The sequence below is a fragment of the Mesorhizobium sp. M0207 genome (assembly GCF_040321995.1).
Lineage (GTDB): Bacteria > Pseudomonadota > Alphaproteobacteria > Rhizobiales > Rhizobiaceae > Mesorhizobium.
On sequence record NZ_JAMYSQ010000029.1, the window covers coordinates 48,365 to 74,617 of the forward strand.

Consider the following 26,253-nt stretch of genomic DNA (forward strand, 5'->3'; position numbering starts at 1 on the left):
TGAACCGATTGAATTCCGTTTTTGTCTGATAATTGTCGGCGCGTCAACACCACCCGTCGTGGCGATTTTAGCGCTTCGCAGCTGCACAAAAAGTGCCAACGCGACATCCGTGCTTGGGGAAGGAGGCCCATTGAGAGCGTCGATTCAAAGCTCGTCGATCGACATTGCGACGTTGTTCTCGTCGGCGACAGCGCGGCATGGTTCTCCACGGCTTGGCGTCTACGCTGGGCGTGACGCTGGAGATGATGATCATGCACTGTCAGGCCTGCCCCGTGGCCTGGAGCCGGCGCAAATGGTCGTCGACCCGCTGTTCGGTTCCTTTTGAAGAAACCCGGAGCAGGCTTTCCGCAATGCCTGATAAAGCCCTTCCAGTGCGCCCGCGCCAGCATCATCGCACTCTCCCTCCAACACAACCTATGCGAGTCAGTAAATCGACTCGCCGGCACTATTGTTTCAGGGGAAATGAATCTAGTTTCAAAGGGTTCGGCCGATAGGCCGGGCACAGCTGCGGTCTTCACGGCCTTTTTGACATAAACGCGTCGCCCGATTGAGATTATCTTGACGGTAGCGCAGTGCGCCATCCATGCCAGTCGAGATGATCATGGGCAAATATCGAGACCATCGCGAGCCACGCCGGCATCGCTATGACGATGACCCCGTTTCCTTTTCGGAACGGACTTCCGAGCCAAGCTATTTTCAGCGCCCGCCGACCGTGACGGCAGATCCTGTCGATGCGGAGGTATTGTGGTTCACAGTCAGCAAGGGTTTTGGCTTCGTCAAACTGTCGGACGGCACGGAGGCCTATCTGCACGTGCGAGTGTTAGAGGCGGCCGGAAGCCGGGATGTTGCCGCGGGAACGCCTCTCAAGATCACGGTCGAAAAAAGTCCAAAAGGTCATCAAGTCGCGCAGGTGCTGGAGCTCGGCGATCACCGCGCGAAAACTCCGTCACATACGCGCGTCGCTGGAGGGACCTTCGTTGAAACCGGTGCGCAGCTGGAGAGCGGGGGCACGGTCAAGTGGTACAAACCCGAAAAGGGTTTCGGCTTCATTGCTCCTGACAACGGTGAGAAGGACGTCTTCGTTCATGCCAGCGCCCTGACGCGCTCAGGGCTCAGCGTGCTGGTGGCGGGACAGAAGGTGTTTGTCGAATGCGGGCAAGGCAAGAAAGGTTGGGAAGTCCGGAGCATTCGCCTTGCCTAGACGGCGATGCATTGCTCGCCTCGAAGGAGATGCCGGAGAGCGTCGGGCGGCCGCCCGAGCCCGCGTAGCAGAAACCGACATTGTCGAAGCGCAGCACGCCGTCGGTGACGACGAGATCCCTGGCGCCCGCCGCGTCCTCGATGTCAAGTTCGGCGTCGAGCAACTCGAACAGCCGCGTGCCGCAGGTCGAGGCGCGCGCGAACGAGTTGACCATCAATCCGAGCTAGCGCACCGGCATCTGTAGAATGGTCATGAAGGTGAGCAACAGGGCCAGCGTGCCGACGCTGATTTGACCTGCGATCACTTTCTGGCCACCGAACCAGAGCACCAGGGCCCATGGCGGTCAGGAACGAGAAATTCATGGCGCTGGTGTTGCCGACACGGATGTCAACGCGCTCATTGGCGAGATCAAGGCGCGTCCTGCTTGGCGCGGTCGAACTTTTCCAGCTCGTGCGGCTGCGCGGCGAAGGCACGCACGACACGGATGCCGCCGAGATTCTCATCCATCACCCGGATCTTTAACGATCGCTGATGCCCAGATATGGGAAGGTCAGGCTTCAATGACGGGGAAGGTGAAGGATTGACTGGTCGGGTTTCCGGGCCGAGCTTGTCGGCCGCTCAATCGAAAGCGTCATTTGAGGCGCTTTCTCTCCCGCGTGTAACTGGAAGACACGCTCGTCCAGTTCCTTGTCTACTTCCGTGAGACGATGATTGAGGCGAAGGTAGTCGGTCCAGGTCGGCGTTCGGAACGTTTCTGTCCACTGCATAGGCTTCTGAAGGTTGCGCTGGAGCGTCCAGTTCCGAGCACCGACGCGGCTGTGTACATGACGCCGCTGCCGCATGAGGTCGAGGAAGGCCTCGACATTTCTCTCGGCTATCAGATATTCGATCTTGACCACGATCGGGCCGCTTCTCGGCTTCAAACTGAGAGCGACAGCTGGGGCGTCGAATTCCTCCAAAGGATCGGGCTCGGACTCGCGGCGCTCGCGAAGAGGAAACAGAACGCCGGCTGCAGCAACGAGCAGCAGGGCCGCAGCGGAACCCTCTAGCGCCCAGGTCAGCGAATGGTTCTGGGAAACGGTGCCCCACACCCAGCTGCCGGCCGCTATGCCGCCGTCTATCAATGCATAGTAGATGGAGATCGTGCGCCCCACGACCCAGCGCGGGCTTGCCAGCTGCACGCTCACGCCAACCCCGGACCAGGCAGTGACCCAGCCTGCGCCGCCCAAAGCAAGTGCAATTGCCGCCACGCCGATCGAAGAGGTAAGCGCCAGGGAGAGGGAGCACGCCGCGCAGGCGACGCAGGAGAGCCTCATCAGCTGTTCTTGCGACAAGCTCCGTCTGAACAGGCTGTTGGAGAGGCCGGCGAAGACCGCGCCTGTTCCGAAACCTGCCATGAGCGTGCCATAGGCGAGCGGGCCTCCTCCCAACTGGTCGCGGACAATCAGCGGCAGCAGCGCGAGTATGGCGATGCTCGCCAGGCCAAAGAGGGTTCCGCGTGCGATCGCCGCTTTGATTTCCGATGACATCGCCGTGAAGCGCAGCCCGTCATAGATGGCCCTCCTCATCGACTCGCGCGGAAGAGGCGACGAGCGGACCTTCCACTTGCAGCGCCATATGGTGGCCAAGGGTACCAAATAGGTGAGGGTGGTCACGGTAAAAGCGGCCAAAAGCCCGAAGGAGGCAACCACGATGCCGCCGAGCGCCGGGCCCACGGTCCGTACGGTGTTGAAGCCAACGGAAAGCAGGGTAACGGCAGCGGGAACATCGCGCCGGTCCACCATATCGCCAACCGACGCCTGCCAGGCGGGATCGTTGAGAGCGCCGCCGCATGCGATTAAAAAACTGAAGCCGAGAATCATCCATGGGTCGAGAAAGCCCAGCGCTACAACAGCGGTCAGCATCGCAGATGCTATCACCATAAGGCAGCGGCCCGCGAACATAACCCTGCGACGGCTGAAATTGTCAGCGAGAACCCCGGCGAACACGGACAAAATGAAAGCGGGCAGGTTCGATGAAGCCTGCACCAGCGCAACCATCAGATCGGAAGTCGAGATGGTAGCCATCAGCCAACTGATGGCAACAGTCTGCATCAACCAGCCGAGGCTCGAGACTTGCGTGGCGAGCCAGATCGAACGAAAGGTGGGCTGCAAAAGTGGCGCAAAGGTCGTTGGTGCAGCCAAATCATCATTTGATCCAGCCACCCTACTCATTTTGCCAACCTTTGCTTTGCGTTATTGCCGTTTCCCATGTAATCTAGGCTGAACCGTGGCGGCTAGAAGAATAGAGAGAAACTGTTTGCCTTGCGGCACAGGTCCTCGTGATTAAGGGTTGCGGCCGAGACGCATGCCCGAGCCGGCTCACCCCGCCTTCGAAGACATCACGGGGTGGAGCCCGGATTCTTGCTTGTCGTTTGACGCAGCATGCTTCATCAACGGGCACTTTGCCGAGCGATGCCTTTTCGCGAAACGCGACGATGTTCTTTCGTCGGAAACTCTCTCCAACGGCGTTCGATGCGCTGAGTCTGGCTTGGGGCGAGGTGAGGGCTTGCAGATCTTAGACAGGATTGATTGCTGATATACGCAGACGGTTGCCGGGCCGCGATCGAAGAGGCGCGCGCCTTGCTGCTTCAGCTTGAACAAAAGTCTGACGCGCTCACACATGCCATCGACGACTTTCTGCTCGATCTGATGAGGCTGGCTTTCATTGTTGAATGTTATGGACGCGGCTTTGAACTTTTGGCGCGAACGCTTGCCCGTAGAAGACTGGCAAAGGTCAGGCTTTTGTCGGGGGCGGTGGACTCCGCCAGGGAGAAATGACACCCAAAGCCGGATGGCTGAAGCGACGGTCGCCCCGCGTTCCGCACAGTGACGAAGGTAACGGTACGGCTCTTCGGCAGATGGCGCATCCTCATGGTAGCGTCTGGCCGTTCCCTCTGATGCCTCGGCCTCCCACACCTATCCGAACAGGCCCGATCCTGGAGGGTCCTCGAAGCGGGCATGAGGGCGATAGGCCGCGTGGAGTTGTGTGCGTCAAGTTCTGCAAAATGGCGTGGCATTGCGGTGACGTCGGCGTGTCCGCCGCGCAGCCCCCGTGTTTAGCGGAGCGGCGGACACATGACGGTGCTCAGGCGGCCAAGGCCCTCAGGCTCTCCTTCTTGTGCTCGCGCAGATGATCCATGTTGAGATAGCGGGTCGCCTCGAGCCAGTTCTCGTGGATCTCCACCGCCAATGCCCGAACCAGCCGCAGACAGCTCCGCGGGTTGGGGAAGATGCGAACGACCAGGGTGCTTGGCGCGGCGAGGAAGCGGCGGTCGTCGGCGTGATGCATGACGGGAGTCGGCCGCGCCTCACCAGAGGCGAAATGCAGGAACCAAAGGAAAGGACCACCTGCATGGAATTGCGAAGCCTCGGCGTCTGAGCCGCGACCCTTGCCAACGATCATTCAACCCGCGACGTAGAGCTTCAAGCCAGCCTTGGACATGCGAACCGCGCTACCATCGTTGCAGAGGAGCCGTCCACCAGATGGTTCCATTTGTAGTCCGCGCCTTTGGTCGACATAGCGGACTGGCTCTGGCCACCGGCAAGGTTGAAGAGTGTTCCGTTGTTGCAGTCGTACTTGGCCTACGTGAACCAGATGCCTGAGCACGCGGTCGCGTTTCAGGGTTGATCTACTCGTAAAAAGGAATTGTCTTAGGCGGAAGGCCGCACTTAATACCGCTATCCTATTGGCGCCCCATCGGGTTCCCGGATTGAGCAAGTCCGGATCACTATTTTATGCCGCTGCCAGCGTTGTGTCCGCCATGTGCACGCGCGCTGCCGCTGCCAGCAGGTCGGTCTGGGTGATCAGCCCAATAATGCGTCGCTCGGCATCGACGATGACCACGGCATGGCTGCGGCCGTCGGTGAGCACCGGCAGCAGGCTCATCGCCGGCGTATCGGGAGAGGCGGTGCCAGCCTTCGACATCACAGCCCTCACCGCGTCGGTCGCCTTCGTCAGCTCGCGCAGGCCAACTACACCGACCAGCCCGCCGTCGGCGTCGGTCACCGGCAGCGTCCGGATGTTGTGATCGAGCAGCAAATGACGCGCCTGGTCGGCAGGCGCATGTTCATCGACCGAAATCACATCGCGCGACATGATGTCCTCGCACAGCAGGGTGCGGTGGGAGCGCACCATCGCCTGCAACTCGACCTGCCGCAGCAGCCGCTCAAGATCGTTGCGGTCGATATCGAAGGTTTCCTCCAGCGCGCCGAGCGCGGCATCGATATCCTCGGGCTGGAAGCCGACCCGCTCCCGCGCCGGCGGATCGATGGTTCCATGCGCGCTTTTAAGGGCGGGGGCCGCCACATGTGGATAGTTGCGCCGCGACAGTTTATGGATGCCGTAGCCGAGTGCGACCAGCACGATCGAGTTCAGCGCTACCGGAACGAAGGGAAACAGCAAGCCGGAACTGAAGACGGCCGGTCCGCCGAACACCGCAGTTAAGGCGGCGGCGCCACCCGGCGGATGCAGGCAGCGCGTGAACGACATGGCGGCGATGGCCAGCGCCACCGCAATGCCGGTAGCAAGAACGGGTTCACGCACGAAATGCGCCACGATCACCCCGACCAGCGCCGAAATCGTATTGCCACCGATAATCGACCAAGGTTGCGCCAGCGGGCTTGAAGGCACGGCAAAGAGCAGCACGGCCGATGCTCCCATTGGAGCAACCAGCAGTGCGAAATGTGGGCCAGACCCGTTCGCCAGCGCACTGATCACGCCAGTCAATGCGATGCCGATCATGGCCCCGATGCAGGCGAGCAGCCGCTCGCGCAGCGTTGCACCGGCAAGGATCGGAACAAAGGGACGAAACGCCATGGCATACCCTTGGGCGAGTGGTCGGAACTCCGCGCTCCGCAATGCAGGCAAAGCCACAGATTTGGAAGTTAAGCCAATTCGGAAAGTCGGCTCACGGGGGAATACTTTTGCGCGAAACGGCCATTGCCAAATGGGTGCAGACATTTTGATCGGCTAGAGAAGGCAGACGGCACGCTGATCCGCTCGAGCGCAGCTAGAGGCCAAGGGCTGCCGTGCCGCGGGCAGCCGGAAATGGGGATGGTCGGAGGTCGAGCTGGGATGGACACTAAGGAATTCAGAGGCTTCGAAAAGCGTGCTGACAATGTCGGCCTGGCAAGACAAATCAGGCCCTTGTCGCTCCACTTCCGAGGCGAACTCCAGCGGAGTACGGCTTCTACGCGGTGCTTGGTCTGCCTGTCCTTGCCACCATCGGATTCGTTGGCTGCTGAAACGTCCACCTGTAGCCGCTGAGAAGACGACTGCCGCCAGTGCCGTCGTGGAACCGCCATATGACGGCGGCTTGGTTACAGAGCCGACTCGTGTCGATCGGGCGGGGGAGCCTGATGTGACGTACATGGTCCAGAAAGTGGCCAATGAAGGTGCTGGCATCGTCAACGTGATCAGGTCACGTAATAGCGGTAATACAACCGCGACCACGAGCCTCTCAGGCGTTCGATGAGGCGAGAAAATCCGATCACCAGACCAAGCGCGATTCCGCCACACTGCCACACACGAAACCGATCAGGTCACGTTCCAGGCTCACCAGAAGATTGGAGCCGAGGCCACCTCGGCTGAACTCTGCCATGCCGCGGGCCGCCACCTCTTCCAGCCGCGGTAGAAAACGTGGGTCAGCAGCGCCGGCATGGGCGAGCAACTCCCAAAATCGCGAGCAGCGCCATCGGCTCCGCAAGCGGCCGCAGATGTCGGCCGATGAAGCGGAAGGGCGGCGGTGCGATGGAAGCGCCGTGCGACAGCCTATCCAGACCTGTAATCGTGATCAGGCTCATCTGGGTCTCCGGACGCCAGCGTTGCAGATGGTTTTAGGCAAGCGTGAGCAGGCCGTGGGTCCCAATCCGGTCAGGCCGACCACGATCATGGCCGAAAGAACGAGTTCCAATTGAAAGAGCTGACGACCATAGGCGATCAGGTATCGGAGCCTTTCGAACCATGCGATGAGTTCTACCGCAACCAGGGTCTGCCAGCCGTTGGCAAGGCCTTCAGCCCTGTAAAGATCGACGGCACGGCGGAAGGCAGCACGAGTTTCGACCAGCGGCTGAACGAAAGGACACGGCCAGACCCCGTCTCACGACGACGCCGTTGCGCTTCGCCGCCATCAGGCTGGGTAGAGGACTTGCACGTCTAAAGCTGTCGATCATGCTCGGCACACAAAAAAGGGCGGCATTGCTGCCGCCCTTTCCGCTGTAGGTTGATAGGGGGCTGGATTAGAAATCCATACCGCCCATGCCGCCCATGCCACCGCCGGGCATACCAGCCGGCATGCCGCCGCCAACCGACTCCTTCTTCGGAGCCTCCGCGATCATGGCTTCGGTGGTGACCAGCAGGCCGGCGACCGAGGCCGCGTCCTGCAGAGCCGTGCGCACAACCTTGACCGGATCGACGATACCAAAGGCGATCATGTCGCCATATTCGCCGGTCTGGGCGTTGTAGCCGAAGGTTGCCCCCTTGTTCTCAAGGATCTTGCCGGCGACGATCGATGCTTCCGCACCGGCGTTGGCCGCGATCTGACGGGCCGGAGCCTGCAGCGCGCGACGCACGATGCTGATGCCCGCGGTCTGGTCGGAGTTGGCGCCGGTTGCCTTGATGCTCAGCGAAGCGCGCAGCAGTGCGACGCCGCCGCCGGGAACGATGCCTTCTTCGACGGCCGCGCGGGTCGCGTTGAGGGCGTCATCGACGCGGTCCTTCTTTTCCTTGACTTCCACTTCGGTCGCACCGCCGACGCGGATGACGGCAACGCCGCCCGCCAGCTTGGCGAGACGTTCCTGCAGCTTCTCCTTGTCGTAGTCCGAGGTGGTCTCCTCGATCTGCTGCTTGATCTGGGCGACGCGGCCCTGGATCTCGGCCTTCTTGCCGGCGCCGTCGACAATGGTGGTGTTCTCCTTGGAGATCGACACCTTCTTGGCGCGGCCGAGCATGTTGAGGCCAACATTCTCAAGCTTGATGCCGAGGTCTTCGGAAATGACCTGGCCACCGGTGAGGATGGCGATGTCTTCCAGCATGGCCTTGCGGCGATCACCGAAGCCCGGCGCCTTGACGGCAGCGATCTTCAGGCCGCCACGCAGCTTGTTGACGACCAGCGTGGCCAGGGCCTCGCCTTCGACGTCTTCCGAGATGATGACCAGCGGCTTCGAGGTCTGCACGACAGCCTCGAGGATCGGCAGCATGGCCTGCAGGTTGGAGAGCTTCTTCTCGTGGAGCAGGATGTAGGCGTCTTCCAGATCCGCAACCATCTTCTCGGCGTTGGTGACGAAGTAGGGCGAGAGATAGCCGCGGTCGAACTGCATGCCTTCGACGACTTCGAGCTCGGTCTCGGCGGTCTTGGCTTCCTCAACCGTGATGACGCCCTCATTGCCGACCTTCTGCATCGCTTCCGCGATCATCGAGCCGACCGAAACATCGCCATTGCCGGCGATGGTGCCGACCTGGGCAACCTCTTCCGAGGTCTTGATCTTCTTGGCGTTCTTGATCAGCGTTGCGACGACGTCGGCGACGGCGAGGTCGATGCCGCGCTTGAGGTCCATCGGGTTCATGCCGGCGGCAACCGCCTTGTGGCCTTCCTGGACGATCGACTGCGCCAGAACGGTCGCCGTGGTGGTGCCGTCGCCGGCGATGTCGTTGGTCTTCGAAGCAACTTCGCGGACCATCTGCGCGCCCATGTTCTCGAACTTGTCTTCAAGCTCGATTTCCTTGGCGACGGTGACGCCGTCCTTGGTGATGCGCGGTGCGCCGAACGACTTGTCGATGACGACGTTGCGGCCCTTGGGGCCGAGCGTGACCTTCACCGCGTCGGCGAGGATGTTGACGCCGCGCAGCATGCGCTCACGAGCGTCGCGGGAGAATCTTACGTCTTTGGCAGCCATTTTTTACTCCTGGGCATTTCGCCCGAAATTCAGATTGGATGGTGCGGATGAAAGGCGGCGGCGTGTCAGCCGATGACGCCCATGATATCGGCTTCCTTCATGATCAGAAGGTCTTCGCCGTTAAGCTTGACTTCTGTGCCCGACCACTTGCCGAACAGGATGCGGTCGCCGGCCTTGACGTCCAGCGGGACGAGCTTGCCGACCTCGTCACGGGCGCCGGAACCGATGGCGATGATCTCGCCTTCCTGCGGCTTTTCCTTAGCCGTATCGGGGATGATGATCCCGCCGGCGGTCTTCGCTTCGGACTCGACGCGGCGAACGACCACGCGGTCATGCAGCGGCCGGAAATTCGACTTTGCCATTTTTGGATTTCCCTGGTGCGGATGTTGAACGGTTCTCCGTTGCCGGAGCGTGGTTAGCACTCATCTTGGGGGAGTGCTAACGCGGCAGTGAGATAGGCCGTAGGCTCCTGCTAGTCAAGACGGAAGAGGAACGGGCGAAGAGCAAAAGAGCGTGGAAGCACCGACCCTTTTACGTGAACGACGTCGGAGATAGAACATGGGTGAGGCGGCTCACCATTTGTAATTGAAGGCTTTATTCATTTGGCACGATTGGTGCAGCGGATGATCCGCAAACGTTGCGCGCGACAAATATGAGAGGTGAGCGCCATCAGGACTGTTGCGGTTAACGGGTCCACAGGGTCTTTACGGTATTGGCCGACGCGCGGGCGCCAGGACTCCGGCCATCCCGATAGTCACCAATCCAATCTGCGGAGAACAGGAGGCAAGATGAGAGCGACAGTCAGCATGAACTCGAATTGGAAATGTTTGGCCAAAGCAACTGCCATCGCCTTGCTCTGGACGGTCACCGCTACGTCGGCGGACGAAGGTATGTGGATGCCGGGCCAGACTGCGGAAGTGGGCGCGGCCATGCGCGCGGATGGGCTCCAGATCGATCCCGCCCAGCTGGGTCGTCTGGACGCTGACCCGCTCAACGCGGTCGTATCACTGGGCGGATGCTCCGCCTCGTTCGTCAGTCCACAAGGGCTGGTCGCAACCAATCATCACTGCGTGTTCGAATCCATCCAATACCACAGCAAGGAGGGCTAGGACTATCTCACAGACGGTTTTCTGGTGGCTTTCTGGCGAAGAGCCTGGGTGAAGAATTGCCCGCGGCGCCCGGCAACCGCATCTATGTGATCGAGGACATGCGGGATGTGACCGCCGAAATGCTCAAGAGCGTCTCGGACAAGCTGAACGGGTTTGCCCGCTATGAGCGGCTCGCCACGAACAAAAAGGCCCTGATCGCCGCATGTGAAGGACAGCCCAATCGCCGCTGCGACGTAGGGGCCTATTATGGCGGCGCCTCCTACTATCTCCTGCAGAAGCTCGAAATTGAGGACGTGCGCCTCGTCTATGCGCCCGCGCTCGGCATCGGCAACTTCGGCGGCCAAACGGACAACTGGAGGCCGCGCCACACGGGCCACTTCGGATTTATCGCGCCTATGTCGCTCCTGATGGTTCCTCCCGGCCATATGCGCGCGACAACGTGCCCTACCGGCCGAAGAGTTGGCTACCCATAGCCTGTGAAGGCGTCAAGGAAGGCGACCTTGTGATGGTCGCCGGCTTTCCCGGCGCAACCCACCAGTTCCTGACGGCGGATGAAGTCCGGTTCAACTTCGCGCAATTCGAACCGCGGTTGCAGCGTTCGCTCTCGGATTATGCCGCCCAGATCAACCAGGCAACGGCAGGCAATCGCGAGGCGCAGATCCATTGACCGCCCGCTTCACAAATGGCTCGGCCTAAAACGCATGGGAAAAGCAGAAAAGGCAACAGATCGGCACCAGAATGAATATGGCCGCGCGAACTGACAGACGCGCCAACAATCGGCATCTCGCATGGTCGGTGGCACTGGACGTGGCGCCCACCCTGCTGGCGCGACTCCCCATCAGGTCGTCGGGGTTTCGCTGGCGAAAAAAACTTCCGCGTGTCTCTGCGCGATCCATCCCGCTTGCGCGTGCCTAGTCAACCAAAAAACTGACCATCTGCAGGATCAGGATCAGCAAAAAAAAGCCAAAGGCAGACGCCAAAACAGCTGCCTGCAGGACGATGCGTTGTTTCTTACCCACAGTTCCCCCGGGAGAGAGTCTGATGATAACCCTTAAAAAAGGGCGCCCGGGAACAGGGCGCCCTTCTCATCGACGAAATGCTCGGATTGGAGGTCCGTGATCAAGCAATTCGCCGAAACCTCTACAAGCCTCACCACAATGGTTCGGCCGCAAATTAGGCTCGCAGTTACCGCTCCGAACGCGGCAACGGGCTCTTCAATCCTCAGAACGAGCGCTGGAAGCGGAGCAGACCGCCGACGCTGTTCTTCTTGTCGGCATTGGTCCAGTTAGAGAAGTCCACATCCCCGAACTTGCCAGCGTGGAGATAGTCGACTTCGGCCGTGATCGTCAGACCAGGAACGATATCGTAGGCGACATTGGCAGCAATGCCGAGGTTCTTCCACTCGTCATACGCCGCCTGAAGGTTGAAAGAGGTCTTCTCGTTGAACTTGTAGGTGCCGCCGCCCCAGACGGCCCAGTTGCCACCCCACTGCTTGTAGAAGCCGCGACCGCCGGCAGGAATAGCGTAGGTCCCATCGGTTAGGTTGTCGTCGGTCCCATAGCCAGCCATAATGAACAGCGACAGTTCGTTGGTGGCGTTCACATCCAAGCGGACCTTGCCGGCTACCTCTTCGTAGTTGCTGTCGTAAGCCACGACGCCGGTGATGGCGCCCCAGCCCTGCGTGTACTTCACGCCGCCGACAAGATGCGGAACGTAGCTGTCGATCGTGCCGACGACGCCAGAACCCTCTTCGAGCGATACCACGGCGGAGAAGCCATTGCCTGCGTCGAAGTAGTACTGCACGACGTTGGTGTCAAAATCGCCGTAGGGAACGAGCGTATCGTTGATGACGTTGCCGGCATAGCCGATAAACGTATCGAAGGCCGATTCGTCCTTACCGACGCGCAGGCCACCAAGCTGGATCCAGGCGAAGTTCAGTGTGATGCCCTTGTTGAAGGCATAGTTCTGGGGACTGTCGGGACCCGAATAGGCGTTGCGGTTACCGAAATTGAATTTGGTCTCGGTGTATGTCTTCAAAGTACCGAGTTCGGTTTCCTGGCCGGTCCAAGTCCTTAGGTCAAAGCGGGCGTTCTTGCGCCAGGTGCCCTGGTCGCTACCGTCTTGGACGTCGTGGGTCCGCGCCCCGTCGTAGGATCCAACGTCGCCGACGCCGATGTCGTAGCGGACATAGCCGCCGATGCGCAGGCAGGTCTCGGTGCCGGGGATGTAGAAGTAGCCCGAGCCGTACACGTCGCAGATCTTGACGTATTCAGCCGGTTCCGGCTCGGCGACGGTCACCGCGTCGGCGGCGCGGGCGCCGGAAACTGCGATCAGAGCCGCAGCTGAGCCGAGAAGAAGGCTCTTGATGTTCATAATTGATCTCCATTCAATGATTTGAAAAGGGCGAGGACGTCGATGGACGAACCGCTCCCTGTCCCCACGATCGAAAAAGATGCGCATCGCGATGCATCCTTCCCGGCTCGAACGCTATTCGCTGAGCGAATTAGTGCAAGTTCAAATTCCGTCTGCCAACCAAATATAGAAGTATCCGTTGCATTATTGCCACTAAATCTACTGTATTACTTGCACAAATTGAACAACTATACATTTGCACAAATCGCACAATTGGTACATCTGCTTGTGCGCACTTACATAATGCGCGGACAGCCATCGGCATCCGGCCACTTGTCAGATAGATTCAATCAGAGAAACAGCCTGGGCGGCGGATGTAACAACTTCTGTGTTCATACCTTCTCTGAGCAATTCGATAGGGACGCGACCCTTGAGAAGAGGCGAGGGGCTGATCAGCCACAGCCAAGCCAGTCTGGGATCGGAGATCGAGGAAAGGACCTGCCTGATTCCGGGCATAGGCCTGCCGTCGATGAACTGAGCTAGGGGAAATACATGCTTACGGGAGCCTCTCCGAAAGGCAACCACATCATTGTGTTGCTGCCACCAATACAAAGTGGACCGCGGTATTCCAAAACGTCTCTCGAGATGCGTCGACCCCGCAACTGGACCGGCCCATTCTGCAATGCGCGCGCCTTCTCTCGGGCAATCTTTCAGAACCGGATGCCCGAGCGGATGATCGGCTGCCCGTGGTCGCGAAGCGATCTCACCCGCCTGGGCGTTTAGCCGTCGCGCTGCTTCGGCCTCGAGCCTACCAAGAAATTCGGCGGCCACGACGGTCAATTCGTTGGAAGGAGAACCAGAAGGCGCAACAGCAGCCTTGTCACCCTGCTTCGCCTCATCGCATTGGGCAAGAATGCGCTGCACCTCCCTCATGACAAAGCTTGAAAGCTCGGTCTGGCGCTTTTCATCCCCAAGATCACTCGACGCGGACATATCTGGCTTTCCCAATAGCATTCCCTCAGCAAGCCTCCGAAAGAGCGTTGAAGACATGAAGTTGGGGGGACGGCGATGTGTTGCGTTTTCGTATGCGCGCAACCTAGCAGCCGTCTTGCGGCTTCAACTTTTGCCTCTCAATAAAAAGGGAAGAACATCAATTGACGACCGTCTTGCCCCCCACGATCGAAACACACGCACATCGCAGTGCACGCTTCACAGTGGGACGCTATCCGCGATGCTCATTTGTGCAAGTTTAAAGTTTAGCTTGCCAGCTTTATATAATTAGACGTTTCTTTTATGCAACACTTTTCCATTGTTACTTGCACAAATCGAACGTATCGCACATTTGGACGAACTGTACATTCGACAGCGACTTTGACGCACGTGTTTACTGGCGGTATACATCCTTCACCGTTGCCGCAAGGCATTGGCCCACTCGCGCGGCACCTCCTTCACGACAAAGGTTGAAAGCCCGTCCTCGGGCGTTTCATTTCCAAGATCACTTCGATCCACTCATACGGGCTTCCCGAGCGAGACCGTGGGTTCGGACTTGCGAATGAATTTCTCGTTATAATCGAATTGATTATAAGGGATATTTCTACGTTGAGTATAAAGGATGTCAAGCCCGCGCCAGCGGCAATTTTGTCCGGGCGACCTCCGTTTCGTCGAGGACATGGTGGCGGAAGCGATAAAGCTTCGCCGGCCGACCGCCGGTATCAAATGCACTTTCGCCGGTCTCCTCCACCAGTTCCTGCTGCTCCATCAACCGGCGAAAGTTCTGCTGAAGCGCCCCTGCCGATCTAATCGTCAACGCCGTCCGCGTCAGCGCATTGCCATCGGTCAGAAAACCGACGACATTGTTGATGACGAATGTAACGATCCGCGGCTTCAGAGAGGAATGCGCGCTTCGTCCAGATGGATGGAGTGGGCTGGCAGGTCCGGGCGGCCGCGCCGTTGAGGATGCAGCATCGAGAGCCGCGCTCGCCGAGGATGACATAGGTCGAGATTCGCGCGCCGGAAGTCTTGCTCCATGTCTCCCACGAATCCATTGGCAGGATCCCGGGTTCTTCGCGTGGTCAGGGTCGAGCAGTATCGAACCGTGGTAGTTGAGCTTTGCTCGGTGACGTGGATGCCGTGCAGCTTGCCGGCGATTATTTTCGCATTGGTCCCGTTGTCCTATTCATCTCACAGAGCCAGTCCTGATGTTGAGCAGCTTCGCTGGGCTAAATCCCGACGACGAGCGCCCCGCCGCTGAGTCCCGCACCTGCCGCCGCCAGGAGTATTTTCTCGCCCGGCCGAAACGGCTCCGCTTGATTGGCGAGCGACAGTGAGAGCGGGATCGTCGCGGCCGAAGAGTTGCCGTATTCGGCAATCGTCTTGACAATTGCTTGATCCGCTATGCCGAGGTTACTCCCGACAGCATCGAAAATGCGAGCATTGGCCTGATGCGGCACGAACCGGTCGACATCCTGTGGTCGCACTCCGGCAGCGGCTAGCGCGCTTATCGAGCAATCGGTCATCATCTCGACGGCCTTTGCGAACACTTCGCGGCCGTCGGTCATCGTCATTCGGGTTTGCGCGAGGTCGAGGTCACCGTGGAACGGCTTGTTGCTTCCTCCTGCGGGAATCTGGATCAGCCCGTATCGCGAGCCGTCCGAATCCACGGAGGCACCGAGAATCCCCCGATCAGTATCCTCGCAGGGACCGATCACGAGGGCGCCGGCGGCATCGGCAAACAGCACGGCGCTGGCGCGCTCAGAGGGATTGATGCGGCGGCTGAGGATGTTGGCGGCGATAACAAGGCTCGCTTTGCCGTGCAGGCGGGTAAATCCGTCCGCAAACATCAGCGCATAGATGAAGCCGGCGCAGGCACCGGTCAGATCGACCGCGCCTGCGCGGCCAAGGCCGAGCTTGTGTGCGACCAGGGGTGCACTGGGCGGCAGAAGATGGTCGGGCGTCGAGGTGGCAAGCAACAGCAGACCGATGTCGTGGCGCGCAATGCCGGCGTTCGCCAGCGCCATGGCGCCAGCCTGCGTGGCAAGACCAGACAGCGTATCTTCATCCGTTGCCCAGAATCGCGAGCGAATTCCGGTGCGCCGCTCGATCCAGCCAGGTTCGAGCCCGAGATTGTTCTCGATCTCGGCATTCTCCACTTTGCGCCCAGGCGCATGATGGCCAAACCCGAGAATGCGCGACGACCTGGTCATGGCTTCGAACCGAAGCGTTCGCCGGCCTCCTCGATGGCGTCATAGAGCCCGTCCAGTTCCTCGCCGGTGATGCAATAGGGCGGCAGAAGGTAGAGGACATTGCCGAGCGGGCGCACGAGCAGGCCGCGCTCGAGGAAAAATGCGCGCAGCTTCGGCCCGATCTCGGCCAGATAGCCGGCAGAGCCGGCGCGCAGGTCGAGGGCCGCGAGGGTGCCGGTCGTCCGGCTGTCAGTGAAGTAGGGATTGTGGCGAAAGCGTTGAAGCCCGGCGGCCTGCTTCGCGCTCAAGGCCGCGATCCGCTCGGTCACCGGCTCGTCGCGCCAGATCTCGACATTGGCAAGTGCTGCCGCACAGGCAATCGGATTGGCGGTGTAGGAACTCGAGTGGAAAAAGGTCTTCTTCCGATCGTCGGAATAGTGGGCCTGGAAGATGGCATCGGTGGCGAGCGTGGCCGCGAGCGGGATCACGCCGCCAGTCAAGCCTTTGGAGGTGCACAGGATATCTGGAGAAATCGATGCCTGCTCGCAGGCGAACATGCTCCCGGTGCGGCCCCAGCCGGTCATCACCTCGTCGGCAATCAGCAGCGTGCCGGAGGCTTCGGCAATCTTCTTCAATCCGGTCAGAACCGAGGCCGGATACATCCGCATGCCGCCGGCGCCAAGCACGAGCGGTTCGACGATCAGCGCGGCGGCGCGCCGGTCGCGGCTGACGGCCTCGAATCTGTCCAGCGTTTCCTGCTCGCGGCCGGCGGCCGGGAAGGGAATGGTGTCGACCTCGAACAGCAAGGGTTCGTAGGCGGCGTTGAACACGCCACGAGCACCGACGCTCATCGTGCCGATCGTGTCGCCATGATAGCTGTGCTCCATGACGACGATGCGCGAGCGCGGCGCGCCGATGTTGCGGAAATAGCCGAGCGCCATCTTCAGCGCGACTTCGACGCTGGTCGAGCCGCTGTCGGAATAGAACACCCAGTCGAGTCCGGCGGGAGCGAGTCCGACAAGCGCCTTGGCCAGGCATTCGGCAGGCTCGTGCGTGAAACCTGCGAAGATGATCTGGTCGAGGCTCGAGGCGGTCGTCTCGATTGCCTTCATAATGCGGGGATGACGATGGCCATGGGTGACGACCCACCAGGAGGAAATGGCGTCCAGGATGCGGGAGCCCTCGGCCGTGTGGACATAGGCGCCTTCCGTCAGGACGATTTCAGGGATCGCCGGCTCGAGCGCGTGCTGGGTGAAGGGATGCCACACACGGGATTGCGTCATCATTCGCCTCCGGCAATCAAAGCGAGGTCGAAGCCGGCAATCATCGCTTGTCTCAGCGTTTTGTCCGTCAGCGGATCGAGGTGCGGCAGCCTGCCGAGTTGCGGCACGTCGCCGAATTCCACGATCGTCCGTTGCGTATCGGTCATCTCATCGCCGATGAAGGCGATGCCAGCCAGCGGGATAGCGCGCGCCCGCAGGGCCTCGATCGACAGCAGGGTGTGATTGATTGTTCCGAGCGCGGTGCGGGCGCACAGAATGACCGGCAACTGCCATTGCTCGAATATGTCGATGAACCTTGTCCGGCGGTTCAGCGGCACCATCAGCCCGCCGGCGCCTTCGATGACGAGCGGTGTCGGCAGGACCGGAAACGAAAGATCGGCAGCCTCGATCGAAACGTCGTCGATTTCGGCCGAACGATGCGGCGAAAGCGGGCTCTTCAAGCGGTAGGCTTCCGGCAGCACGCGCCCCGACGGCAGCCCGGCAAGTCGCGCAACCGCCTCGCTGTCGGTCTCGCCGTCGAGGCCCGATTGCACCGGCTTCCAGTAGAAACCGTCAAGCAGGCCGGCAAGCCCGGCCGAAAACACCGTCTTGCCAATTCCGGTGTCTGTTCCGGTGATGACGATGCGCTTGGTCATGTCGCCTCCGGTCATGTCTGGGCCAACGCCTCGACGAGCGCCTCGACCATGGCGGAAATGTCGGCTTCGCCGATATTGAGCGTCAGTGAGATGCGCAGCCGCGACGTGCCCTCGGGTACGGTCGGCGGACGAATGCCGCGTATGTCGAAGCCGCGGCCCTGCAGGCGCGCCGCCACTGCCATGGTGCGGCTGACGTCGCCGATGACAACTGGCTGGATCTGCGAGCCGCTTGGTATCACGCCGCAGCGATCGGCCAGTTGGCGGCCTGCGAGGGCAACGCGTTCATGCAGCTGAACACGGCGCATAGGCTCGTCGGCGAGCATTGCGAGCGCTTCGCGCGCCGCGACCGCCATCAGCGGCGATGGCGCGGTGGCGTAGATGAATGGCCGGCAACGGTTGATCAGATACTCGCACAGTGTCCTCGGCCCGGTCACGAGCCCACCACATGCGCCGAGCGCCTTGCCGCAGGTGTGGAGCGCGACGATGTTGTCGCGGCCCTCGAAAGCGGCGGCCAGCCCCCGGCCGTCCGGTCCCCAGACGCCGGTGGCATGCGCCTCGTCAACGATGATGAATGCGTTGTGCCGATCGGCAAGCGCGGCCAGGCTCTCCAAAGGCGCGCAGTCGCCATCCATGCTGTAAAGGCTTTCCACTGCGATCCAGACGCATCCCATGCCGCCTTCGGCGCGCCAACGCTTGATCGCATCGTCGACAGCATCGACGTCGTTGTGCGCGGCCAGCTTGAACTCGGCACGTCCGGCCTGTGCCCCCTCATGCATGCTGGCATGGGCGAGCTCATCGAGGACCAAAAGGTCGCCCTTCTGCGGCAGCGCAGTCAGCAGAGCGAAGTTGGCGATGTAGCCGCTGCCGAAGAACAGCGCGCGGTCGGCTCCAAAGAATGCCGCCGCGTCTGCCTCGAGCTGCTCGTGTTCCGGTGCATTGCCGCGCAACAGCCGCGACCCGGTGGCGCCAACCGGCGTGCCCCGCGCAATCGCCGCCGCAACCGCATCGCCAAGTCTTTTGGAGGCGGCAAGCCCGAGATAGTCGTTCGACGAGAAGTCGCGCCCGGCGCACGGCTTCAGCGTCCGCAGCCGGTCCTTGCGCGCCAGTCCCTGCAAGGTCGCCTCATAGCGGGCAAGCGGTGCCCCGTTCATTGCGCCTCGAGTTCCATCGGCTCGATGCCAAGGCGCCGGAACAGCAGGGTATCCCTGTCCTCACCGGGATTGTTCGCCGTCAGCAGCGTGTCGCCGACGAAGATCGAGTTGGCGCCGGCAAAAAAGCACAGCGCCTGCATCTCGTCGGTCATGGCCGTACGGCCGGCGGAAAGACGGATATGCGATTTCGGCATCATGATGCGCGCCAGCGCGATCACGCGCACGAATTCGATCGGCTCGATGGGCTTGGCGTCGGCAAGCGGGGTGCCGGGGATCGGGATCAGCATGTTGATCGGAACGCTTTGCGGATGTTCCGGCAGGTTGGCCAGCGTCACCAGCATGCCGATCCGGTCCACCGGCTCCTCGCCCATGCCGACAATGCCGCCGCAGCAGACCTTGATGCCGGATTGGCGAACGTGCTCGAGCGTCTCGAGCCGCTCGGCAAAGCTGCGCGTGCTGATGATCTCGCTGTAGTAGCGTTCCGACGTATCGATGTTGTGGTTGTAAAAGTCGAGACCAGCCTGCTTCAGTCGAGCGGCTTGCTCACGATCGAGCATGCCGAGCGTCATGCAGGTCTCCATGCCCAGCGCCTTGACGCCTTCGACCATCGCCACCACCGCATCCATGTCGCGCGCCTTGGGGTTTCGCCAGGCCGCGCCCATGCAATAGCGGGTTGCGCCGGCGTCACGCGCTTTCTTCGCCTCGGCAACGACGCGCCGGACCTCCATCAGCTTCGACGCCTTCAGGCCGGTCTCGTGATGCGCCGACTGGCTGCAATAGCCGCAATCCTCCGGGCATCCGCCCGTCTTGATGCTGAGCAGCCGGCTGAGCTGGACCTTGTTGGGATCGAAATTCTGGCGGTGCACGGTTTGCGCGAGGAAGAGGAGATTGTTGAAGGGGGCATCGTGAAGTGCCCGAGCCTTCTCCAGGGTCCACGCTCCAGGGTCAGGGGATTGAGCCTGTGGCGATGTCTGCGTTGGACTGGCTGTTTGCATGTCCATGCTGTTCCTCCGGTTCTGCCTTGCTTTGCTGTCTGATTGATGACGATCGGAAAGGACAGTTGATTCGATCCTGTCCGTTCCTCAGGCAATCATGAGCCCCAATAGTCGAGGCCGATATCCAGGATCGGCGCGCTGTGGGTCAGTCGGCCGACTGAAATCAGATCAACGCCGGTCGCGGCAATCGCTCGCGCTGTATCGGATGCGATCCCGCCAGAAGCCTCGGTGATAGCACGGCCGCCAACGATTGCGACGGCGCGGCGAAGATCGGCGAGGGACATGTTGTCGAGCAGAACCGCATCGGGAGCGAAGCCAAGTACCTCCTCCAACTGGGCCAGCGTATCGACCTCGACTTCGATCTTGACGAGATGACCGGCCCGTCTTCGTGCTCGCTCGAGCGCCGGGCGAACGCCGCCTGCGATGGCGATGTGGTTGTCCTTGATCAGAATTGCGTCGTCGAGGCCGAAGCGGTGATTGGATCCGCCACCTGCGCGCACGGCGTATTTTTCGACTGCCCGCAATCCGGGCGTCGTCTTGCGCGTGCAGACGATCTTCGCGCCATATCCACGAACCGCAGCGACGATCGATGCCGTTGCTGTAGCGATGCCGCTCAGATGGCACAAAAAATTGAGTGCCGTCCGTTCGGCTGTGAGAATGGCCCGGGCAGGGCCAACCACTGATGCAATGACCTCTCCATCCATGACATTGCAGCCGTCTGCCCGCTCCACCGAAATTTCGACATCAGGATCAATCAAGCGGAAAGCGAGCATCGCCAGATCGAGGCCGGCGACAACTCCGGACTGGCGCGCCGCCAGCACGGTTCCCGCTTGGTGTGCCTTCGGCACGATGGCCTCCGTGGTCAAGTCGCCGGCTCTGCCAAGGTCTTCAAGAAGAGCTGCCCTTACAAGCGGCTCAAGCATGACCGTGGGAAGCGGTGAGAGCGTCATCACTTTGCCCCTTCGAGGCTTGGCGAGTGTCCGAGTTCCCGCGCAGCGGCCAAGGCGGCTTCGAGGGTGATTTCGGACCGTCGGGCGACAGTCGCATGATGAGGAAAGTCTGTCCGGTAATGAGCGCCGCGGCTTTCTTCGCGCAACAGGGCGGCAACCGCGATCATTAGCCCGACAGCCGCCGGATCCGAGGTCGCGTCCTTGCTTTCGGCGAGCGGCAACAAGGCATATGCGGCTGCTTTCAAACCTTCACCATCCCGGACGATGCCGAGTGCGCGCGACAGGAAAACACGCACGGGTGTCGGCGCGGGCGATGGGTAAACGTCCGCAAACGCAGGCTTTGTTCTGCGAGCAGGCGTTCCGGCGACACTTTCAGCGACCCAGCGCGCGCACACGACGGCCTCGGTCAAGGAATTGCTGGCGAGCCTGTTGGCGCCATGCAGTCCTGTCGAAGCGACTTCGCCGCAGGCCCACAGCCCCTTGACGGAGGTCCTACCGGAGCCGTCCACGGCAACGCCACCCATGTGGTAGTGTTGGGCCGGACGAATGGGGATGAGATCGCGCGCTGGATTGATGCCGGCTCCACGACAGGCTGATGCGATTGTCGGGAAGTGTCGAGCAAATTCCGGGCCAGGCCGTTGCCGCGCGTCGAGAAAAACACGGTGGCCATTGGCAAGATGGTTCCAGACGGCGCGCGCCAAGACATCACGAGGCGCAAGTTCCGCCCCTGGCACGCTCTGGAGAAAAGCCTGGCCGGTTTCGTCGATCAGGGCAGCACCTTCGCCGCGGACGGCCTCGCTGACCAGCGCCATAGGGCGTTCCGGGCCGTCAAGCGCGGTCGGGTGGAACTGGATGAACTCGAGGTCGGCAAGGACAGCTCCAGCGCGGGCCGCAAGCGCCAGGCCCTGTCCGCAACTGCCCGAAGGATTCGTGGTGTCGAGAAACAGTCCCCCGATCCCACCGGTGGCGAGGACGACCCGCCGTGAGCCGAAGAAGACAGGTCCTATCGAACCGCTCGCCCAGACGCCTCGGATCGCATTCTCTCGCACCGCCAGCCGGCGCGCTTCCACGCCCTCCACGACAACAATCGACGGTGTGGAACGCACAGCCGCGATCAGGGCACGCATGATCTCACGCCCGGTGCCGTCACCATGCGCATGAACGATGCGACGTCGGCTGTGTGCGGCCTCCAATCCGAGGCACAGTGATCCTTTCGACGTACGGTCGAAGGGAACCCCAAAGCCCGCAAGCCCCTCTATCGCCTTGGGCGCGGCTTGGAGGATGCGGCTCGCCACGTCTGTGTCGCAGAGACCATCCCCGGCGGCAAGCGTATCGGCCAGGTGCAGTTCCGGATCGTCGTCTTCGCCGAAACTTGCAGCCAGACCACCCTGTGCCCACGTGCTCGAATTGTCAGCTCCCAGCAGCGTCCTGGACAGAAGCAGCACCGGCTCCGGCGCCAGTTGAAGCGCGGTCATCAGTCCGGCGATGCCGCCGCCGATGATGATGGGCCGCCCGAAGAAGCTGCGGACATCGGCGCTCAAATTGCCAGCATCCGTTCGACCGCAAGCCGCGCGCGCCCCGCGATCCCGGGTTCGATGGTTACGATATGGTGGTTCTGCTCGAGCGCCATGCGGATGTTGGCAAGCGTGATCCGCTTCATGTGAGGGCACAAATTGCAGGGCCGGATGAACTCGACCTCTGGGTGCGCTAACGCGACGTTGTCGCTCATCGAACATTCCGTCATCAGCACGACACGTGCCGGCCTTTGCCTTTCGACATAGTCGGACATGGCAGCGGTCGAGCCGGAAAAATCTGCTTCAGCCACGACGTCGGGCGGGCATTCGGGATGCGCGAGCACGATCACGCCGGGATGGCTTTCGCGCAACTCGCGGATGTCGGCCGGTGTAAAGCGCTCATGCACCTCGCAATGCCCTTTCCAGGCGATGATCTGCACATCGGTCTGGGCGGCGATATTCTGGGCCAGATATTCGTCCGGCAACATGATCACCTGGGGAACGCCAAGGGATTGGACGACCGCCTTGGCGTTGCCGGATGTACAGCAGATATCCGACTCGGCTTTCACTTCGGCCGACGTGTTGACATAAGTGATGATCGGCACGCCGGGATAACGCTGGCGCATCAAGCGCACGTCTTCTGCCGTGATCGATTCCGCCAACGAACAGCCTGCCCGCAGGTCGGGAATGAGCACCGTCTTTTGCGGATTGAGCAGCTTGGCCGTTTCGGCCATGAAATGTACGCCGGCCAGCACGATGACTTGCGCCTCGATCGTCGCAGCCGTGCGGGCCAGTGCCAAGCTGTCGCCGACGATGTCGGCCACGCAATGGAAGATCTCGGGGGTCTGATAGTTGTGCGCCAGGATGATGGCGTTGCGCTCGCGCTTCAGTGCAAGGATCGCCTCGATATCCTCGACGAAAGCCGGCCATTCGATCGGCGGGATCACTCGTCGGACGCGCTCGTAGAGAAACGCGGTCGCAGGCAGCATGGCGCTCATCGACCCCTCCAGCTTATACTCTAGTTGAAAATAACCAGCATATACTTGCTGTGAGTATAAGCGATGTCAACCCCGCGCCAGCGGCAATTTTGTCCCGGCGATGACCCTCTCGTCGAGAACGGCGTGGCGGAACCGGTAAAGCTTCGCTGGCCGGCCGCCGGTCTCCGCGGTTGCCTCTCCGGTCTCTTCGACCAGCTCCTGCTGCTCGATCAGCCGGCGAAAGTTCGGCTTACGCACGAGCCTGCCGGCAAGCGCCTCCACGGTTCGCTGCAGCTGCAAAAGCGTGAAGACCGGCGGCATCAGCTCAAAGACGACCGGCCGGTATTTGATCTTGGAGCGCAGCCGCGCAATGCCGGTCGCCACGATGCGGCGATGATCGGCGACCATAGACTTGCTGGGCACCAGCGGAGGCAGCGTCGCGTCCCGTCCGCTTCCGGCCTCTTGGACCAGGCCTGCTTCGTAGACTAACTCATAGCGTTGAAGCGTGAGTTCCTCGTTCCAAAGGCGGTCGTCGAAGCCGAAGGCTATCGTCGCCCGCTGCCAGCGTTCACGTCGCGTGGCCGCGTCGCTGACGCCGTCTGCCCATTCAATCAGGCGCGGTCGCAGAACGTCCAGCACGACCGGAGGCGTGCCGGAGCGGTGGTCCTCCCATGGAAAATATTCATACCAGCTCTGCCAGCCGCACTTGGGCGAGCCAGCTGCCTGTTCCTTGCGGGTCAATGCGAGATAGCTGATGGAGATGACGCGCTGCTGGCGCTCGGCGCCGATGCGATCCCGATCCGCGAAGGTGTAGAGTTGCTCAATATACCCCAGCGGATGGCCGGTCTGCTGCTCGACCCACCCCCTCAAACCGGATTGCAGCGATCGGTGCTCAAGCGCAAATGGTCCGGAGGGCAGGGTGTCCGCCTGGCCGATGGTGAGGACACAGGGTTCACTGTCGTTTACGGCGACGACAAAGGCGATCAGGTCCACTTTGACTTCGTCGGCCTTGACGGCGGCTCTGTCTTTCCTGCGTCCTTTTGCCTGATCGTCCATGTTCGCGAAAGTGGTTGGCCAGCTCGGGGGCGCCTGAATCGATTTAAGTGTAAGCGCGCCTGTCCGCACGTCAACACCGCACAGCTGCACGGCCATTTTTAGCTCTTCGCACTTGCACAAAAATGTGGCAAACGCGACACCCGCGGTTGGTAACGTTGGGGAAGGAGGGTCCATTGAGTGCGTTTGGTGACACCAAGGCGATCACACCGCCGGATATTCGTTCGCGCAAAGGTGGGACGCCGCTCGTCTGTCTTACCGCCTACACGACCCCAGTCGCCCGGCTTGTCGATCCCCATTGCGATGTGGTGCTGGTCGGCGACAGCGTCGGCATGGTTCTCCACGGCCTGCCCTCGACGCTCGGTGTGACGCTGGAGATGATGATCATTCACGGCCAGGCCGTGCGCCGTGGCCTCGAGCAGGCGCTGATGGTCGTCGACCTGCCGTTCGGTTCCTTCGAGGAAAGCCCCGAGCAGGCTTTCCGCAATGCCGCGCGCGTCATGGCCGAGACCGGCTGCGCGGCCGTCAAGCTCGAAGGCGGCGAAACGATGGCAGACACGATCGGCTTCCTCGCCGCGCGCGGCGTGCCGGTCATGGCCCATGTCGGCTTGACGCCGCAGGCGATCAACACCATCGGTGGCTACCGCGTGCAGGGCAGAGGCGGGGATGCCGAGCGCATCAGGCGCGACGCGCTTGCGGTGAGCGAAGCGGGCGCCTTTGCGGTCGTGCTGGAGAAGGTTCCCGAGGCGCTCGCCCGCCGGATCACCGGGGAGGTGGCGACCCCGACCATTGGCATCGGTGCCTCGGCAGCCTGTGACGGCCAGATTCTCGTCGTCGACGACATGCTGGGCCTCTTCGGCGACTTCCGGCCCAAATTCGTCAAGCGCTATGCTGAACTGGGGGAGGCCGCTGCGGCTGCGATCGCGGCCTATGCGCGGGAAGTGAAGGAGCGCCAGTTTCCGGCCGCCGAGCACGTGTTTGCCGATGCGCCCAAGCCCGCCGACGCGGACGCCACCAAGAGCGGAGAAGCAGCGTGAGCGTGCCGATTGTCAGGAGCGTTGCCCAGCTTCGCCAAATCGTCGCCGCATGGCGCCGCGAGGGCGTGGGGATTGCCGTGGTGCCAACGATGGGCGTCCTGCATGAGGGCCATCTCAGCCTGGTGCGCGCGGCACTCGAGAAGGCCGACCGGGTGATCGTGACGCTCTTCGTCAACCCGAAGCAATTCGATAGCCAGGCCGATCTCGCCGCGTATCCGAGCACCGAGGACGAGGATGCCGCCAAGCTGGCACCGCTTGGCGCGCACCTGCTTTATGCGCCGGATGCAGAGGAGATGTATCCGGCGGCCTTCGCCACGACCGTTTCGGTGTCCGGTGTCAGCGAGGGCCTGTGCGGTGCCTTCCGGCCGGGACATTTCGATGGCGTGGCGACCGTCGTCGCCAAGCTCTTCCTGCAGACCAGCGCTGACTTCGGCTTCTTTGGCGAAAAGGACTTTCAGCAGCTTCAGCTAGTCAGGCGTATGGCCCGGGACCTGGATATTCCAATCACCATTGTTCCTTGTCCGACAGTCCGCGAAGCCGACGGTCTTGCACTATCATCGCGCAATGTCCGGCTCTCGCCAGCAGAGCGTACTGTTGCCCCCGAGCTACCATCGGTCTTGCTCGAGACGGCTGAGCGGCTTGCCCGCGGCTCGCCCGTCCTGCCAACGCTTGCCGAAGCGCGCGCAGCAATTCTGGCTGCGGGCTATCGCGAGGTCGAATACCTGGAACTTCGCGACGAGGCAGATTTGCGACCCATGACAAGCCTTGACCGACCTGCACGCTTGCTTGTCGCGGCCTGGCTCGGCGGCACACGGCTCATAGACAACGTCAGAATATCACGGGTTTCAACAGATTAACGGGGTTCTCGGCACGCGCTGTA

The 26,253-nt window shown here is 61.4% G+C and carries 21 protein-coding genes and 6 pseudogenes; 7 read left to right on the forward strand and 20 right to left on the reverse strand.

All coding sequences use genetic code 11. From position 1 onward, the window contains the following. Positions 1–105: 105 nt before the first annotated feature. Both NKJ15_RS27940 and NKJ15_RS27945 read left to right on the forward strand, forming a co-directional pair. A pseudogene (locus NKJ15_RS27940) lies at positions 106–322 on the forward strand (3-methyl-2-oxobutanoate hydroxymethyltransferase); the annotation flags it as partial. A gap of 279 nt (positions 323–601) precedes the next feature. Next, entirely contained in the window at positions 602–1,201 is a 600-nt protein-coding gene (locus NKJ15_RS27945; protein ID WP_352819052.1) for a cold-shock protein, read from the forward strand. Here the strand turns inward: NKJ15_RS27945 and NKJ15_RS27950 are convergent. Next, positions 1,176–1,726: pseudogene (locus tag NKJ15_RS27950) on the reverse strand (ABC transporter transmembrane domain-containing protein); the annotation flags it as partial. The gene NKJ15_RS27945 and the pseudogene NKJ15_RS27950 overlap by 26 nt on opposite strands. Positions 1,727–1,758: 32 nt before the next feature. After that, on the reverse strand, positions 1,759–3,414 hold the full coding sequence (locus NKJ15_RS27955) for an MFS transporter (protein ID WP_352595614.1): 1,656 nt from the start codon (positions 3,412–3,414) through the stop codon (positions 1,759–1,761). A 357-nt stretch (positions 3,415–3,771) separates the two neighbouring features. Between NKJ15_RS27955 and NKJ15_RS27960 the strand changes: the two genes are divergently transcribed. Further along, positions 3,772–4,020, forward strand: coding sequence for a hypothetical protein (locus tag NKJ15_RS27960; RefSeq protein WP_352819054.1), 249 nt, complete (start codon positions 3,772–3,774; stop codon positions 4,018–4,020). Between the two features lie 307 nt (positions 4,021–4,327). On the opposite strand, the pseudogene NKJ15_RS27965 reads toward NKJ15_RS27960, so the two are convergent. The 5 genes and pseudogenes from NKJ15_RS27965 to groES form a co-directional block, all read right to left on the reverse strand. Then, a pseudogene (locus tag NKJ15_RS27965) lies at positions 4,328–4,489 on the reverse strand (transposase); the annotation flags it as partial. A gap of 486 nt (positions 4,490–4,975) precedes the next feature. Next, a complete protein-coding gene (locus tag NKJ15_RS27970; RefSeq protein WP_352819056.1) occupies positions 4,976–6,058 on the reverse strand; it encodes an HPP family protein in 1,083 nt (360 codons plus the stop codon). 827 nt (positions 6,059–6,885) lie between these two features. Next, on the reverse strand, positions 6,886–7,044 hold the full coding sequence (locus NKJ15_RS27975; protein WP_352492851.1) for a hypothetical protein: 159 nt from the start codon (positions 7,042–7,044) through the stop codon (positions 6,886–6,888). Positions 7,045–7,479: 435 nt separating this feature from the next. Beyond that, the gene (groL, locus tag NKJ15_RS27980) at positions 7,480–9,135 is read right to left on the reverse strand and encodes a chaperonin GroEL (protein WP_352819057.1); all 1,656 of its coding nucleotides are present in this window, start codon (positions 9,133–9,135) and stop codon (positions 7,480–7,482) included. Between the two features lie 65 nt (positions 9,136–9,200). Then, positions 9,201–9,497 carry a co-chaperone GroES gene (gene groES / locus NKJ15_RS27985; RefSeq protein ID WP_352453535.1) on the reverse strand — a complete coding sequence of 99 codons (297 nt, stop codon included), beginning with the start codon at positions 9,495–9,497 and terminating at the stop codon, positions 9,201–9,203. A 426-nt stretch (positions 9,498–9,923) separates the two neighbouring features. Here groES and NKJ15_RS27990 point away from each other — a divergent pair, with 426 nt between their 5' ends. Both NKJ15_RS27990 and NKJ15_RS27995 read left to right on the forward strand, forming a co-directional pair. After that, on the forward strand, positions 9,924–10,244 hold the full coding sequence (locus NKJ15_RS27990; protein WP_352819059.1) for a S46 family peptidase: 321 nt from the start codon (positions 9,924–9,926) through the stop codon (positions 10,242–10,244). After that, a pseudogene (locus NKJ15_RS27995) lies at positions 10,151–10,911 on the forward strand (S46 family peptidase). The gene NKJ15_RS27990 and the pseudogene NKJ15_RS27995 overlap by 94 nt, the downstream one beginning before the upstream one ends. Positions 10,912–11,465: 554 nt before the next feature. On the opposite strand, the gene NKJ15_RS28000 reads toward NKJ15_RS27995, so the two are convergent. The 13 genes and pseudogenes from NKJ15_RS28000 to NKJ15_RS28060 form a co-directional block, all read right to left on the reverse strand. Further along, positions 11,466–12,617: a porin gene (locus NKJ15_RS28000; RefSeq protein ID WP_352819061.1), complete on the reverse strand. Its 1,152-nt coding sequence runs from the start codon at positions 12,615–12,617 to the stop codon at positions 11,466–11,468. A gap of 315 nt (positions 12,618–12,932) precedes the next feature. After that, entirely contained in the window at positions 12,933–13,589 is a 657-nt protein-coding gene (locus NKJ15_RS28005; RefSeq protein WP_352596149.1) for an antitoxin Xre/MbcA/ParS-like domain-containing protein, read from the reverse strand. A gap of 622 nt (positions 13,590–14,211) precedes the next feature. Next, positions 14,212–14,373 (reverse strand): annotated as a pseudogene (locus tag NKJ15_RS28010) (NrtR DNA-binding winged helix domain-containing protein); the annotation flags it as partial. 75 nt (positions 14,374–14,448) lie between these two features. Continuing rightward, positions 14,449–14,744 (reverse strand): annotated as a pseudogene (locus NKJ15_RS28015) (aspartate 1-decarboxylase); the annotation flags it as partial. Between the two features lie 71 nt (positions 14,745–14,815). Then, on the reverse strand, positions 14,816–15,799 hold the full coding sequence (bioZ, locus tag NKJ15_RS28020; protein ID WP_352819063.1) for a 3-oxopimeloyl-[acyl-carrier-protein] synthase BioZ: 984 nt from the start codon (positions 15,797–15,799) through the stop codon (positions 14,816–14,818). Then, positions 15,796–17,061 carry an adenosylmethionine--8-amino-7-oxononanoate transaminase gene (locus tag NKJ15_RS28025; RefSeq protein WP_352819065.1) on the reverse strand — a complete coding sequence of 422 codons (1,266 nt, stop codon included), beginning with the start codon at positions 17,059–17,061 and terminating at the stop codon, positions 15,796–15,798. Before NKJ15_RS28025 ends, bioZ begins: the two co-directional genes overlap by 4 nt. Next, positions 17,061–17,696 (reverse strand): dethiobiotin synthase, encoded by a 636-nt coding sequence (gene bioD / locus NKJ15_RS28030; protein WP_023679599.1) that lies wholly within the window; start codon positions 17,694–17,696, stop codon positions 17,061–17,063. Before bioD ends, NKJ15_RS28025 begins: the two co-directional genes overlap by 1 nt. Before the next feature lie 11 nt (positions 17,697–17,707). Then, positions 17,708–18,847 (reverse strand): 8-amino-7-oxononanoate synthase, encoded by a 1,140-nt coding sequence (locus NKJ15_RS28035; RefSeq protein WP_352819067.1) that lies wholly within the window; start codon positions 18,845–18,847, stop codon positions 17,708–17,710. Next, a complete protein-coding gene (gene bioB / locus NKJ15_RS28040; RefSeq protein ID WP_352819086.1) occupies positions 18,844–19,842 on the reverse strand; it encodes a biotin synthase BioB in 999 nt (332 codons plus the stop codon). The genes NKJ15_RS28035 and bioB overlap by 4 nt, the downstream gene beginning before the upstream one ends. Positions 19,843–19,937: 95 nt before the next feature. Then, positions 19,938–20,792: a carboxylating nicotinate-nucleotide diphosphorylase gene (gene nadC, locus NKJ15_RS28045; RefSeq protein WP_352458523.1), complete on the reverse strand. Its 855-nt coding sequence runs from the start codon at positions 20,790–20,792 to the stop codon at positions 19,938–19,940. After that, a complete protein-coding gene (locus NKJ15_RS28050; protein WP_352819068.1) occupies positions 20,792–22,333 on the reverse strand; it encodes an L-aspartate oxidase in 1,542 nt (513 codons plus the stop codon). The genes nadC and NKJ15_RS28050 overlap by 1 nt, the downstream gene beginning before the upstream one ends. After that, positions 22,330–23,304 carry a quinolinate synthase NadA gene (gene nadA / locus NKJ15_RS28055; RefSeq protein ID WP_352508058.1) on the reverse strand — a complete coding sequence of 325 codons (975 nt, stop codon included), beginning with the start codon at positions 23,302–23,304 and terminating at the stop codon, positions 22,330–22,332. Before nadA ends, NKJ15_RS28050 begins: the two co-directional genes overlap by 4 nt. A 66-nt stretch (positions 23,305–23,370) precedes the next feature. Continuing rightward, positions 23,371–24,339 (reverse strand): NUDIX hydrolase, encoded by a 969-nt coding sequence (locus tag NKJ15_RS28060; RefSeq protein ID WP_352819088.1) that lies wholly within the window; start codon positions 24,337–24,339, stop codon positions 23,371–23,373. 173 nt (positions 24,340–24,512) lie between these two features. Here NKJ15_RS28060 and panB point away from each other — a divergent pair, with 173 nt between their 5' ends. Both panB and panC read left to right on the forward strand, forming a co-directional pair. Continuing rightward, positions 24,513–25,373, forward strand: coding sequence for a 3-methyl-2-oxobutanoate hydroxymethyltransferase (gene panB / locus NKJ15_RS28065; protein WP_352819070.1), 861 nt, complete (start codon positions 24,513–24,515; stop codon positions 25,371–25,373). Beyond that, the gene (panC, locus tag NKJ15_RS28070; RefSeq protein ID WP_352819072.1) at positions 25,370–26,230 is read left to right on the forward strand and encodes a pantoate--beta-alanine ligase; all 861 of its coding nucleotides are present in this window, start codon (positions 25,370–25,372) and stop codon (positions 26,228–26,230) included. Before panB ends, panC begins: the two co-directional genes overlap by 4 nt. Positions 26,231–26,253: the final 23 nt, after the last annotated feature.

Coding starts and splice junctions, on each gene's coding strand:
- NKJ15_RS27945 (WP_352819052.1), top strand. CDS start 602: ATGGGCAAATATCGAGACCATCGCGAGCCACGCCGGCATCGCTATGAC.
- NKJ15_RS27955 (WP_352595614.1), bottom strand. CDS start 3,414: ATGAGTAGGGTGGCTGGATCAAATGATGATTTGGCTGCACCAACGACC.
- NKJ15_RS27970 (WP_352819056.1), bottom strand. CDS start 6,058: ATGGCGTTTCGTCCCTTTGTTCCGATCCTTGCCGGTGCAACGCTGCGC.
- NKJ15_RS27975 (WP_352492851.1), bottom strand. CDS start 7,044: ATGAGCCTGATCACGATTACAGGTCTGGATAGGCTGTCGCACGGCGCT.
- groL (WP_352819057.1), bottom strand. CDS start 9,135: ATGGCTGCCAAAGACGTAAGATTCTCCCGCGACGCTCGTGAGCGCATG.
- groES (WP_352453535.1), bottom strand. CDS start 9,497: ATGGCAAAGTCGAATTTCCGGCCGCTGCATGACCGCGTGGTCGTTCGC.
- NKJ15_RS27990 (WP_352819059.1), top strand. CDS start 9,924: ATGAGAGCGACAGTCAGCATGAACTCGAATTGGAAATGTTTGGCCAAA.
- NKJ15_RS28000 (WP_352819061.1), bottom strand. CDS start 12,617: ATGAACATCAAGAGCCTTCTTCTCGGCTCAGCTGCGGCTCTGATCGCA.
- NKJ15_RS28005 (WP_352596149.1), bottom strand. CDS start 13,589: ATGTCCGCGTCGAGTGATCTTGGGGATGAAAAGCGCCAGACCGAGCTT.
- bioZ (WP_352819063.1), bottom strand. CDS start 15,799: ATGACCAGGTCGTCGCGCATTCTCGGGTTTGGCCATCATGCGCCTGGG.
- NKJ15_RS28025 (WP_352819065.1), bottom strand. CDS start 17,061: ATGACGCAATCCCGTGTGTGGCATCCCTTCACCCAGCACGCGCTCGAG.
- bioD (WP_023679599.1), bottom strand. CDS start 17,696: ATGACCAAGCGCATCGTCATCACCGGAACAGACACCGGAATTGGCAAG.
- NKJ15_RS28035 (WP_352819067.1), bottom strand. CDS start 18,847: ATGAACGGGGCACCGCTTGCCCGCTATGAGGCGACCTTGCAGGGACTG.
- bioB (WP_352819086.1), bottom strand. CDS start 19,842: ATGCAAACAGCCAGTCCAACGCAGACATCGCCACAGGCTCAATCCCCT.
- nadC (WP_352458523.1), bottom strand. CDS start 20,792: ATGACGCTCTCACCGCTTCCCACGGTCATGCTTGAGCCGCTTGTAAGG.
- nadA (WP_352508058.1), bottom strand. CDS start 23,304: ATGAGCGCCATGCTGCCTGCGACCGCGTTTCTCTACGAGCGCGTCCGA.
- NKJ15_RS28060 (WP_352819088.1), bottom strand. CDS start 24,339: ATGGACGATCAGGCAAAAGGACGCAGGAAAGACAGAGCCGCCGTCAAG.